The sequence below is a fragment of the Synechococcus sp. RS9907 genome (assembly GCF_014279615.1).
Taxonomy (GTDB): Bacteria; Cyanobacteriota; Cyanobacteriia; order PCC-6307; family Cyanobiaceae; genus Parasynechococcus.
Window position 1 is genome coordinate 2,438,678 of sequence record NZ_CP047944.1, and the last position, 12,374, is coordinate 2,451,051.

General features: G+C 64.4%; 12 protein-coding genes. 8 read left to right on the forward strand and 4 right to left on the reverse strand.

What is annotated here, in order from left to right:
• The first annotated feature begins 18 nt into the window (after positions 1-18).
• The 5 genes from SynRS9907_RS13195 to SynRS9907_RS13215 all read left to right on the forward strand — a co-directional run bounded on the left by SynRS9907_RS13195 (position 19) and on the right by SynRS9907_RS13215 (position 4,240).
• Complete coding sequence (locus SynRS9907_RS13195) at positions 19-1,821, forward strand: diflavin flavoprotein (RefSeq protein ID WP_188021335.1); 1,803 nt, start codon at positions 19-21, stop codon at positions 1,819-1,821.
• Positions 1,822-1,914: 93 nt separating this feature from the next.
• Positions 1,915-2,628, forward strand: coding sequence for a rubrerythrin family protein (locus SynRS9907_RS14155; RefSeq protein WP_188022493.1), 714 nt, complete (start codon positions 1,915-1,917; stop codon positions 2,626-2,628).
• 36 nt (positions 2,629-2,664) lie between these two features.
• Positions 2,665-3,180, forward strand: coding sequence for an NADPH-dependent FMN reductase (locus SynRS9907_RS13205; RefSeq protein WP_188021336.1), 516 nt, complete (start codon positions 2,665-2,667; stop codon positions 3,178-3,180).
• An 8-nt stretch (positions 3,181-3,188) separates the two neighbouring features.
• Entirely contained in the window at positions 3,189-3,944 is a 756-nt protein-coding gene (locus SynRS9907_RS13210) for a pirin-like bicupin family protein (RefSeq protein ID WP_188021337.1), read from the forward strand.
• A gap of 89 nt (positions 3,945-4,033) precedes the next feature.
• Positions 4,034-4,240, forward strand: a complete 207-nt coding sequence (locus SynRS9907_RS13215) for a hypothetical protein (protein WP_011365459.1) — start codon at positions 4,034-4,036, stop codon at positions 4,238-4,240.
• Positions 4,241-4,242: 2 nt separating this feature from the next.
• On the opposite strand, the gene SynRS9907_RS13220 is transcribed toward SynRS9907_RS13215, so the two are convergent.
• The 4 genes from SynRS9907_RS13220 to SynRS9907_RS13235 form a co-directional block, all read right to left on the reverse strand.
• Positions 4,243-4,497 (reverse strand): hypothetical protein, encoded by a 255-nt coding sequence (locus SynRS9907_RS13220; protein ID WP_188021338.1) that lies wholly within the window; start codon positions 4,495-4,497, stop codon positions 4,243-4,245.
• A gap of 128 nt (positions 4,498-4,625) precedes the next feature.
• Positions 4,626-7,496 carry an aminomethyl-transferring glycine dehydrogenase gene (gene gcvP / locus SynRS9907_RS13225; protein ID WP_188021339.1) on the reverse strand — a complete coding sequence of 957 codons (2,871 nt, stop codon included), beginning with the start codon at positions 7,494-7,496 and terminating at the stop codon, positions 4,626-4,628.
• Between the two features lie 87 nt (positions 7,497-7,583).
• Positions 7,584-7,973: a glycine cleavage system protein GcvH gene (gene gcvH, locus SynRS9907_RS13230; RefSeq protein ID WP_188021340.1), complete on the reverse strand. Its 390-nt coding sequence runs from the start codon at positions 7,971-7,973 to the stop codon at positions 7,584-7,586.
• A gap of 10 nt (positions 7,974-7,983) precedes the next feature.
• On the reverse strand, positions 7,984-9,276 hold the full coding sequence (locus tag SynRS9907_RS13235; RefSeq protein WP_188021341.1) for a methionine gamma-lyase family protein: 1,293 nt from the start codon (positions 9,274-9,276) through the stop codon (positions 7,984-7,986).
• A gap of 201 nt (positions 9,277-9,477) precedes the next feature.
• Here SynRS9907_RS13235 and SynRS9907_RS13240 point away from each other — a divergent pair, with 201 nt between their 5' ends.
• The 3 genes from SynRS9907_RS13240 (at position 9,478) to dnaB (ending at position 12,347) form a co-directional block, all read left to right on the forward strand.
• The gene (locus SynRS9907_RS13240; protein ID WP_255445925.1) at positions 9,478-10,335 is read left to right on the forward strand and encodes a fatty acid desaturase; all 858 of its coding nucleotides are present in this window, start codon (positions 9,478-9,480) and stop codon (positions 10,333-10,335) included.
• 78 nt (positions 10,336-10,413) lie between these two features.
• Positions 10,414-10,872 carry a 50S ribosomal protein L9 gene (gene rplI, locus SynRS9907_RS13245; protein ID WP_114987727.1) on the forward strand — a complete coding sequence of 153 codons (459 nt, stop codon included), beginning with the start codon at positions 10,414-10,416 and terminating at the stop codon, positions 10,870-10,872.
• A 71-nt stretch (positions 10,873-10,943) separates the two neighbouring features.
• The gene (gene dnaB, locus SynRS9907_RS13250) at positions 10,944-12,347 is read left to right on the forward strand and encodes a replicative DNA helicase (RefSeq protein ID WP_115081281.1); all 1,404 of its coding nucleotides are present in this window, start codon (positions 10,944-10,946) and stop codon (positions 12,345-12,347) included.
• Positions 12,348-12,374 lie beyond the last annotated feature (27 nt).

Sequence of the window (12,374 nt, forward strand, 5' to 3'; positions counted from 1 at the left end):
ATTCAACTGGCTTCGAAGATGAGCGTGACCAGCACCGCAACCACGCGTCGCACGATCCAGCTGCCGATCGACGATGGGGTCGTTGGTCTGCGCGGTCTGAGCCCTCAACGGCACCGCTTCGAACTGGAATACGCCCTGGAGCGGGGCAGCACCGCCAACAGTGTTTTATTCGAAGCTGGTGACGGCGCCACTGCCGTACTGGTCCATCCCCCGGGGGTGGCCTACAGCGGGGCCTTTCTGCCGGTGCTTGCCGAAGCCCTACCCAACAGCGACGCACCGCTGCTGGTGGTGGTGGGCCACGTCAACCCCAACCGCGTTGCCCTGCTGCGGGATCTGGCGGAGGCCTACGCCGGCCTGGAACTGATCGTCTCCAACCCCGGCGCCAAGCTGATCGAAGAGCTGTGGAGCCAGCGCAAGCCGGCCACTCCCGGTGAGACGAGCGAGCAACCACCACTGCCCGATCTGCCGCCCTTGCGGGTGATCCGCCAGGAGCAAACGCTTCCGCTCAGCCATCAGCGCAGCTTGATGCTGCTGCCGGCCCCAACCCCCCGCTGGCCCGGCGGATTGCTGGCCTTCGAGGAAAGCCTGGGCCTGCTGATGAGCGACAAGTTCTTCAGTGCCCACCTCTGCACGGACAGCTGGGCCGAAAGCAACCGCAGCAGCACCGAAGAAGAACGCCGGCACTTCTACGACTGCCTGATGGCCCCCATGGCCCGTCAGGTGGATGCCCTGGTGGAACGGCTCGAAGAACTCGACATCCGCACCATTGCGCCGGGCCATGGCCCGGCCATCGAAGCCAGTTGGCGCAGCCTGCTGAATGACTACCGCCGCTGGGGCGAAGGCCAGCAGAACGCCAGCCTGACGGTGGCTTTGCTGTTTGCCAGCGCCTACGGCAACACCGCAGCCATTGCCGATGCCCTGGCCCGCGGAGTCAGCCGCACCGGCATCCGGGTGAACAGCTTGAACTGCGAATTCACCCCCGCCGATGAACTGGTGAGCACGATCCAGCAGGCCGATGCCGTGTTGATCGGCTCACCCACCCTGGGGGGCCATGCCCCCACACCGATCGTCTCAGCCCTGGGCACCCTGTTGGCGGAGGGGGATCGCAGCAAGCCCGTGGGGGTGTTCGGCAGCTTCGGCTGGAGCGGCGAGGCGGTGGACCTGCTGGAAACGAAGCTGCGGGATGGCGGCTTCAGCTTTGGCTTCGAGCCGATCCGGGTGAAGTTCAGTCCCGATGCCGCCCGGGTGAAGGAGCTGGAGGAAACCGGCACCCGGTTCGCCCGCCAGCTGCTGCAGAGCCAGAAACGGGCGCAACGGCGCAGTGCAGGGGGCTTGAGCGAAAGCCGCAGCGATCCAGCGGTGCTGGCCCTGGGCCGTGTGATCGGCTCCCTCTGCGTGCTCACCACCCGCAAAGCGGAGCTGAGCGGCGCCATGGTGGCCAGCTGGGTGAGCCAGGCCAGCTTTAGTCCCCCCGGCATCACCGTGGCCGTGGCCAAGGACCGCGCCGTGGAAGCGCTGCTGCACAAAGGCGATCGCTTCGCCTTGAACGTGCTGGCCGAAGGCCGCGAAACCGCCCTGATGAAGCAGTTCCTGCAACCGTTCGAACCCGGTGCTGATCGCTTTGCAGGCCTTGAGCTGGACACCAGCCCCGCCGAACAGCCCTTGCTGCCGGATGCCCTGGCCTGGCTGGACGGCAAGGTGAGCCAGCGGATGGAATGCGGCGACCACTGGCTGATCTATGCCGAAGTGGATCACGGAGGGGTTTTTGATCCAGAGGGCAGCACCGCGGTGCACCAGCGCCGCAGCGGCGCCAACTACTGAGCTGACGGCCTGAGCCGGCAAACCGAACTTCCTACTAACTCATACTCACTATGAGTTAGAGCTAGGCTGATGGAACGATCCCCGGCGCCATCGATGGACATCTCCAAGCCCTCCACCCACGCCAACCTCGAGGCCGCTTTCGGTGGCGAGAGCATGGCCAACCGCAAGTACCTGTTCTTTTCAGAGGTGGCCAAACAGCTGGGCCACAAGGACCTGGCCAAGTTGTTTCGTGACACCGCAGCGCAGGAAACGGAACACGCCTTCGCCCACTTCCGCCTGCTGCACCCTGAGTTGGTGGTGCACGATCCCGAGCAGCTCAGCGACGAGGAGAAGCAGGCCATCCTGAGCCGCTGCCTGGAGCTGGCGATTGAAGGCGAAACCTACGAGTACACAACGATGTATCCGGAGTTCGCCGCCCAGGCCCGGCAGGACCGGGACAGCGGAGCCGCAGCGGAATTCGCCGAGCAAAGCAGCGAATCCAAGGAGCATGCGGGCCTGTTCCGCACCGCCGCCAAGAACTTCGGCCTGCTGACCCCGATCGAGCAGCATCACGCCGAAACCTATGGCGTTGCCCTCGAAGCCCTGCAAGGCAAGGGCACCGCAGGCCAGGCCGATCAACCGATCCCGGGCAAGTGGATCTGCAAGGTGTGCTCGATGATCTACGACCCCGCCGAGGGGGATCCTGATTCCGGCATCGCCCCAGGCACGCCGTTTGAGGCGATTCCCGACGATTGGCACTGCCCGATCTGCGGCGCCCGCAAAGCCAGCTTCGTTCCCTACCGCGAAGCCGAATTGAAAACAGCCTGATGCCCTTGCACGATTCCATCAAGAGCCTTCGTCTCCATGCCCTCTGATCTCATCGTTCTGACAGCGAGCAATGGCGAGAACCGCAAGCTGGCGGAACGCTTCGTGCAGGCCGCCGCAGCTCAGAACGCCAGCGCCGAACTGATCGATCTCACCCAGCTCGACCTACCCCTGTTCACGCCACGGGTCCAGGCAGCAGGGGCGGGCCCTGACCTTGTCGCCCTGCACGACCAGCTGCACCAAACACCGCGATGGGTGATCTGCGCCCCGGAATACAACGGCTCGATTCCGCCGTCGCTCACCAATGCCATCGCCTGGCTCTCGGTGACCGACGACGACTTCCGATCCCTGTTCAACGGGCGGCCGATCGCCATGGCCACCTTCTCCGGCGGTGGCGGCATGGAACTGCTGGTGTCGCTGCGCATCCAGCTCACCCACCTCGGGGCCCAGGTGGTGGGGCGTCAGCTGCTGAGCAACCACGCCAAACCAGCCCAGGACGACAGCATCAAAGACCTGGTGCAGCGGCTTCTGCAGATGCAACCCCTCCAACTCTGAGCACCTCGATGTCCCGGATGGCCCCGCCAACAGGTCAACACGCCACCACGTCAACCATGATCCTGCGACCCGCAGACAAGCGCTTCCACAGCCAGCTGGACTGGCTCGATTCCTGGCACAGCTTCAGCTTCGGCAGCCATCAGGATCCGAACTGGATGGGCTTCGGCCCCCTGCGGGTGATCAACGACGACACCATTGCTGCAGGCCAGGGGTTCGGCATGCACCCCCACCGCGACATGGAAATCATCACGGTGATGGTGGAGGGGGCGCTGACCCATGCCGACTCGATGGGCAACAGCGCGGTGCTGCACGCCGGCGAAGTGCAGCGGATGAGCGCCGGCAGCGGCATCGTGCACAGCGAAATCAACCAGACCGGCGATCCCTGCAGGCTGCTGCAGATCTGGATTGAGCCAGCACAGCTGGGCATCCAGCCAGCCTATGAGCAGAAACCCTTCGCCATCGGCGAGGGCTGGACGCCCCTGATTGAGCCCGACGCCACCGGCGATGCGATGGCCATCGAACGTCCCGTGCGCCTCTGGCGTGCCCAACCGCAACGCCAACAGCAGTTGCCATTGCCCGCCGCCAAGGAGCGATGGCTCTGGCTTCAGGTGATTGATGGGGAGCTGACGCTCAACCGTGAAGGCTCCCCCAAGCAGGCGCTGCGGCGGGGCGATGGGGTGGGCCTGATCCAGGACGCAGCAACACAAAGCGAGCTGATCGGCCTCGGTGAACGCGCCGATGTGCTGCTGTTTGCCCTGGCGTGAAGCAATCCGGAAAAGATCTGGTGCAAGTGCGCGACACCAGATCTTGTGCCCTGAAATGACGGGGTCACTTCCAAACAATCCCTAGAGCGATGGGATTCATGAACGGCCAGGAGGCCTCGGTTCGGTACCGCGGCTTTCTTTTGATGCCTCAAACCAACCGGAGCTGGCTGGTGAGGCCGGAACGCAGCCCGATGCGATTGCTGCCCTTCCGCACACCAACCTGCTCATTGGCCGACGTCAAAGCCCTGCTGGACTGGCGTCTGGCCCAGGAAGAATCAGAGATCGGCGTGGCCTGAACTCAGGCCGCTGCCGGCGGTGGAGTGGGATCGCCCACCGGTTGAAAAGGAATCACCAAGGTGGCCCAGTGATCGGGCCGCTCGGGGCGGCTGCGACGGGAACGGCGCGTGCCAAAGGGAACCCGAATCACATTGGTTCCTTCAATTGACAAGGCATGACCGCGATTAAAGGCCGATTCCAGACCCTCAGGAAGTTGAGGAAGGGCAGGCCCTTCAACGCTGCTGAGCGCAGATTTCTTGTTGTTGTCCCGATCCATGGTGTCCCCCGACAGACGAATCAGTTGTCGAACAGTTTGACCGAACTCGCAAGGGCGATGAACGGAATCAAACCAATTTTTCCACTTTCAGTGAAAATTTACACGCTCTGAACCCCTTGACCAGGGCGTCAAGCCGCCACAGCCACCGCTTCCACCGACGGACAGGTGCACACCAGGTTGCGATCGCCAAAGGCGTTATCAATCCGTGCCACCGCGGGCCAGATCTTGCTCTCCTGCTGCCCCTCCATCGGGAAGGCGGCCTGCTGACGGCTGTAGGGACGATCCCAGTCATCCGCTGAGACGGCCGCCAGGGTGTGGGGAGCACGCTTGAGCGGGTTGTTCTGAGGGTCGCTGCTGCCGGTTTCAATGGCGCGAATCTCCTCGCGGATCGCCACCAGGGCATCGGCGAAACGATCCAACTCCGCCAGGCTTTCGCTTTCGGTGGGTTCCACCATCACCGTGCCGGCCACCGGCCAGCTGACGGTGGGCGCATGGAAGCCGTAGTCCATCAAACGCTTGGCGATGTCATCCACATCGATCCCCGCATCCCGCTTGAGCGGGCGCAGGTCAAGGATGCATTCATGGGCCACCCGGCCGGTGCTGCCGCGAAACAGCACGGGGTACGAGGCATCAAGCCGATGGGCCAGGTAATTGGCCGACAACAACGCCACGGCACTGGCCTGCCGCAGGGCCTCCGCCCCCATCATCCGCAGGTACATCCAGCTGATCGGCAGGATGCTGGCGCTACCGAGCGCAGCTGCGGACACCGGACCGATGGCCGATGCAGCGCCAGCCTGCAAAGGGTGCCCCGGCAGGAAGGGCGCCAGATGCGCCGCAACACCAATGGGCCCCACGCCTGGGCCACCGCCCCCATGGGGGATGCAGAAGGTCTTGTGCAAGTTGAGGTGGCACACATCGGCACCGAAAGCACCAGGACGGCACAGCCCCACCTGAGCATTGAGGTTGGCCCCATCGAGGTACACCTGCCCGCCGTTCCGATGCACCACCGAGCAGATCTCACGGATGCCGGTTTCAAACACGCCGTGGGTGGAGGGGTAGGTGACCATCAGCGCCGCCAGCCGGTCGGCGTGCTCGGCCGCCTTCGCCGCCAGATCCTGCTGATCGATGTTGCCCTCGTCATCACAGCCGACAGCCACCACCTTGAGGCCGGCCATGACGGCACTGGCAGGGTTGGTGCCATGGGCGCTGGTGGGGATCAGACAGATGTCGCGATGGGCTTGACCGCGGGAGCGGTGCCAGGCGCGAATCACCAGCAGCCCGGCGTATTCCCCCTGGGAACCGGCATTGGGCTGCAACGACACGGCGGCAAAGCCCGTCAGGGCGGCAAGCCATTGCTCCAGATCGTCGGCCAGACGGCGATAGCCCTGGGCCTGATCGGCTGGGGCAAAAGGATGCAAGGCCGCAAACGCAGGCCAACTCACCGGCTGCAGCTCAGCGGCGGCGTTGAGCTTCATGGTGCAGCTGCCCAACGGGATCATCCCGTGCACCAGCGAGAGATCACGGCTCACCAACCGCTGGATGTAGCGCAACAGCTCTGATTCGCTGCGGTACTGATGAAAAACCGTCTGGCTCAGCCAGGGCTGGCTGCGCTGCGGCAGGGAAAGGGACGGGAGCTGCTCAGCCTCGAGCTGCGGGGTGGCCTGACCGCAGGCCTCCGCCAACAGAGCGAGCAGGGCTTGCAGCTCCTGTTGATCCGAGAGCTCATCGAGGCTGATGCCGAATCCGGTGGCGTCCGCCGGCGCAGCACCATCGGGCAGCACCCGCAGATTGAAACCAGCCGTTGCGGCAGCGCGGTGCACAGCCGGTGCCGACGCACAGTGCACGGTGACGGTGTCGAAGCGATCGGCCAGCTCCAGCGGATAACCAAGGGCCCGCAGACCCTGCTCCAACTGGCTGCGCAGGCCAGCAATGCGCTGGGCGATGGCCTGCAGACCATCGGGGCCATGGTGCACCGCATAAAACGAGGCCATCACGGCCAGCAGCACCTGGGCCGTGCAGATGTTGCTGGTGGCCTTGTCGCGACGGATGTGCTGCTCACGGGTTTGCAGCGCCAAGCGCAGGGCCGAACGGCCTTCCGCATCCTTGGACTGCCCCACCAGACGGCCCGGGATCTGGCGCTTGTAGGCCTCAACGGTGGCGAAGAAGGCGGCGTGGGGACCACCAAATCCCATCGGCACCCCCAAGCGTTGGGCGCTGCCCACGGCAATGTCGGCCCCGAGGGATCCCACGGGCGCCATCAGGGTCTGCGCCAGGGGATCGATCGCCACGGTGACCAAGGCACCGGCAGCGTGAGCCGCTTCGATCACGGCGGATGGATCCCAGAGGCATCCATCAGCACCGGGCAACTGCAGCAGGACACCAAACACCGACGCATCGATCGGCGCCGTGGCCGGGTTGACCCGCTCAAGGCTGATGCCGAGGGGTTCGGCGCGGGTCTGCAGCACCGCCCAGGTCTGGGGCAGCACATTGGCATCCACCAGGAACCGTGTCGCTTCAGGGCGACGGCACACCCCTAAGCTGAGGCTCATCGCCTCGGCGGCGGCGGTGGCTTCATCAAGCAGCGACGCGTTGGCGATCGGCAAGCCCGTGAGCTCACTGATCAGGGTTTGAAAGTTGAGCAGGGCCTCCAGACGACCCTGGGCGATTTCCGCCTGGTAGGGGGTGTAGGCGGTGTACCAGGCCGGATTCTCAAAAACGTGGCGCTGGATCAGGGCCGGGGTTGCCGTGCCGTAGTAACCCAACCCGATCAGGGAGCGACGCAGCGTGTTGGTTTCACTCAACTGCTTCAGCTGCTGGAGGGCCTCCGCCTCCCCGCAACCCTCGGGCAAGGCCTCAACCGGCGACTTGGGATCAAGGATGTCGGCGGGCACGACATCAGCGATGAACTCCTGCAGATCGCTGTATCCCAGGTCATTGAGCATGCGGAGCTGTTCCGCCTCACTCGGGCCGATGTGCCGCTGCGCAAAAGGAGAAGTCAACGTCGAATGCAGCAGCCCACCGGAGGATCGTAAGAGTGAAGCCCCGGCACTGATGAGAGCGAATGCTGATGACAGCCAGCGCTGATGTCAGCCGGCGTTGACCTTGGCGCCGTAGGCCTCGGCGGTCATCAGGCTGTCGAGCTCGGCGGGGTCCGACGGACGCAGCACCAGCAGCCAGCCCTCACCGTGGGGGTCGTTCTGCAGTTCCTCCGGACTGGCCAGCACCGCTTCATTGCGTTGCACCACCTCACCGGCAATCGGTGCATACATGTCTTCGACGGCCTTCACCGACTCCACCGAGCCAAAGCTGGTGCCCTTCGCCAAGCTGTCGCCCACGTCCGGTAGATCCACGAAAACGATGTCGCCCAGCTGATCAACGGCGAAGGCACTGATGCCCACCCGCACCAGCTCGCCATCGGCATTGGCGTACTCGTGGCTATCGGCGAAGCGAAAAGAGTCGGGGAACGCGAACGCCATCGAGGCAGTATCAGGTGGTCCCAGTCTGCGGGAGATTGATCAGTCCTGCCGCATTGAGGTCACACAACGCACGGGAGAGGGCCAGGCGGATGTGGGCGCGATGGGTGCCACCCTGCACATAAAGGTTGAACGGTTCCCGCAGCGGCGCATCGGCCGAAAATTCACTGGTGGAACCGTCGATGAAGGTCCCCCCGGCCATCACCAGATCCGAGGCATAGCCCGGCATCGAGGCCGGCACTGGATCGAGGTAGGCCCCGATCGGCGACATCGCCTGGAAGGCACGGCACACCACCTTGAGGGCGTCCGGACTGCCCAGCCGCACCGCCTGAATCAAATCGCTGCGCACGGCCCCGGGCGCTGGATTGACGGGAAATCCCAGCCGCTCAAACACCCCTGCCACCAGATCAGCACCAATCAAGGCCTCCGACACCATCTGCGGTGCCAGGAACAGCCCCTGGAGCACCAGCCGCTGCAGGTCAAATCCAGTGCCGCCCTCACTGCCGATGCCCGGCGCCGTGAGCCGGCAGCAGGCCTGCTCCACCAGATCGGCCCGTCCAGCGATGTAGCCACCGGTGGGGGCGATGGTGCCGCCGAGGTTCTTGATCAAGGATCCAGCGATCAGATCCGCCCCAACCGCCGTCGGTTCCTGCTCCTGCACCAACTCGCCGTAACAGTTGTCGACAAAGACAACGCAGTCGGGCTGGCGGGCATGGATGCGCTCACACAGCCCGGCGATCTGCTCAACCGTGACCGACGGACGCCAGCTGTAGCCGCAGCTGCGCTGGATCAGCACCATCCGGCAGGGCTGCTCCAGGGCCTGGTTCAAGGCCGTCTCATCCACCGCCCCATCCGGCTGCAGATCGATTTCGTCGTAGGCAACCCCGAATTCCGCCAGGGAACCCTGGCCCTTGCCGCGCAGACCGATCACCTCCTCAAGGGTGTCGTAGGGACGACCCGTGATCGAAAGCAGACGATCCCCAGGCCGCAACACGCCGAACAACGCGGCGGCGATGGCGTGGGTGCCGCTGACGAATTGCAGGCGCACCGCGGCGGCTTCGGCCCCCAGCACCCGGGCAAAAACCCGATCCACCACCTCACGCCCCTGATCCCCGTGGCCGTAACCGGTGAGCGACGCAAAGTGCTGGGTACCAACGCGCTCCGCCGCCAGGGCCTCCAACACGCGCTGCAGGCGTTGCTCCACCGCCGCCGTCCTCGCTGCAGCCAGGTCGGCCTGCTCCCGCGCCACCGCGTTGATCAGGTTCTCCGCAAACGCACTGATCACCACTTGCCTGACGGATGTCATGCCTTCCTAAACCCTGGGCAACGCCAGGATTCACAACTCGGGAAGCCGCTGCGATGCGGCAACTCCTTTAGATTTCTGTGACTAACGGCACCATCCGCTCCCTGGTTTTCCTGTCTGAGCGGCTTTGTCAATCCAAGGAGAATCCGCTTGGTTTCCTCGCAAACAGCTGACACCCGCGAGCTTCGGCAGCGGGCCGCGGTAATGGCACCGCGTGACCGACTGCCCGCGCGTCAGCGCAAATTCAAGATGGGAACCACCAGCTTCATGCTGGTGATGCACGTGCTCGCCACCGTGGCGCTGCTGCCGGGCTTCTGGAGCTGGCAGGGCGTTGTGGCCTTCGGCGTTCTCTATTGGATGACGGTGCTGGGCGTCACCCTGGGCCTGCACCGTCTGGTGGCGCACCGCAGCCTGGTGGTGCCGGTGTGGGTTGAGCGCATCCTGGTGCTGATGGGCACCCTGGCCTGCCAGAGCGGCCCGATCGAATGGGTGGGTCTGCACCGCCATCACCATCGTTTCTCGGATCAGCCCACGGATCACCACGACGCTGGCCGTGGCCTGTGGTGGGCCCACAGCGAATGGATGCTGCACGACATCCCAGCCCTGAAGGAACTCGACCGCTACGCCGGCGACCTTCAGTGCGACCCCTTCTACCGCTGGCTCGACCGCTGGTTCCTGCTGCTGCAGATCCCCCTGGGCCTTGGGCTCTACTGGTTCGGTGAAGTCGCCCAGGTGCACGGCGGTGGCCTTGGCCTGGTGCTCTGGGCCATTCCTCTGCGCCTCGTGGTCGTGTACCACGTGACTTGGCTGGTGAACTCCGCCACCCACGCCTTCGGCTACCGCAATTTCGATTGCCCTGACCTCTCCCGCAACTGCTGGTGGGTGGCACTGCTCTCCTTTGGGGAGGGTTGGCACAACAACCATCACGCCCATCCGGCCAGCGCACGCCACGGTTTGCGCTGGTTTGAGTTCGATCTCACCTGGCAGCACGTGCGCCTGCTCAAGCGCCTCGGACTGGCCAGCCGGATCCGCACGGCCCGCTACGTCCCTGGAGCCTCCTGAGGCTCAAAGCAAACTTCAACAACCGGCCACGTCGTAACGTGGTCGATCGCACCCGTCTCCATCCTTCATACCGGTCCCATGCCTAAGCGTGTACAAGTCGTTCTGAATGAGGACATCCTCAGCCTCGGCAAGGACGGAGACCTGGTGGAAGTGGCTCCGGGTTATGCGCGCAACTTCCTGCTGCCCTTCGGCAAAGCTGTGCCCCTCACCCCTGCGGTGATGAAGCAGGTGGAGCACCGCCGGGCCAAGGAAGCTGAACGTCAGGCCGCCCTGAAGCAGGAAGCCATCGACTTCAAGACCGCCCTCTCCACCATTGGTCGCTTCACCGTGAAGAAGCAGACCGGTGAAGACAACGTGCTGTTCGGCACCGTCACCAACGGTGACGTGGCTGAGGCCATCGAAACCGCCACCAAGAAGGAGATCGATCGCCGCGACATCGTGGTGCCTGAGATCCACCGCACCGGCAAGTACACCGTGACGGTGAAGCTGCACAGCGAAGTCACCGCTGAAATCAACCTGGAAGTGGTCGGCTACTGATCGCTGTCAATTGACACTCAAACGGCTCATTCGAGCCAGAGTGTGATTCCTTCGCTTCACGCCCTGCCGCCATGGTGAGCGTCCCCCTGCCAGAGAACAACGATGGGGGACGCCGTGGTTTTGGCAAAGGCCGCGACGATGAGCCTAATTTCGAGGCTCTGCCCGATTCGCTTCCGCCCCAGAACCTGGAGGCGGAGGAAGCGGTGCTGGGCGGCATCCTGCTCGATCCCGATGCGATCGGGCGCGTGGCCGATGTGCTGCAGCCCGAAGCGTTTTACCTGAACGCCCACCGGGAGATCTTCCGCACCGCCCTGATGCTGCACGGCCAGGGCAAGCCGACGGATCTCACCGCCATGAGCGCCTGGCTGGCCGACACCGGCGCCCTGGAGAAAGTGGGCGGCAACAACCGTCTGGTGGAGCTGGTGGAGCGGGTGCCGTCCACCGCCTCGATCGAGCAGGTGGCCCGGCTGGTGATGGACAAGTTCCTGCGCCGCCAGCTGATCCGCTCCGGCAATGAAGTAATCCAGCTGGGCTTTGATCAGAGCCTTCCGATGGAGCAGGTGCTGGACCAGGCGGAGCAGAAGATCTTTGCCATCAGCCAGGAGAAACCCTCCAAAGGGCTCACCCCCACGGCCGAAATCCTCACCCAGACCTTTGAGGAGATCGAAAGCCGATCGCTGGGCACCTCGGTGGCCGGCATCCCGGTGAATTTCTACGACCTGGATGCGATGACCCAGGGCCTGCAGCGCAGCGACCTGATCATCGTGGCGGGCCGACCAGCCATGGGCAAAACCTCGATCGTGCTGAACCTGGCCAAAAACGTGGCCCAGCTGCACGACCTGCCGGTGTGCCTGTTCTCTCTGGAGATGAGCAAGGAGCAGCTCACCTACCGCCTGCTCTCGATGGAGGTGGGCATCGAAGCGGGCCGCCTGCGCACCGGCCGCCTGCAGCAGGAGGAATGGCCGCTGCTGGGCCAGGGCATCAACAGCCTTGGGCAACTGCCGATCTTCATCGATGACAAACCCAACTCCGGCGTGCTGGAGATGCGCTCGCTCTGCCGCCGGCTGATGGCCGAACAGGGCAAGGAGCTGGGGCTGGTGATGATCGACTACCTGCAGCTGATGGAAGGCTCAGGCTCGGACAACCGGGTGCAGGAGCTGTCGCGCATCACCCGGGGCCTGAAGCAGATGGCCCGGGAACTGAACGTGCCGGTGATTGCCCTCTCCCAGCTGAGCCGGGGTGTGGAAGCACGCACCAACAAGCGACCGATGCTGAGCGACCTGCGGGAATCGGGCTCGATCGAGCAGGACGCCGACCTGGTGCTGATGATCTACCGCGACGAGTACTACAACCCGGAAACACCGGATCGCGGCATCACCGAAGTGATCGTGACCAAGCACCGCAACGGTCCGGTGGGCACGGTGAAGCTGCTGTTCGAGCCGCAGTTCACCCGCTTCCGCAACCTGGCGGCCTGATCGGCAGAGCGCTGCTGTTGGTCCGAA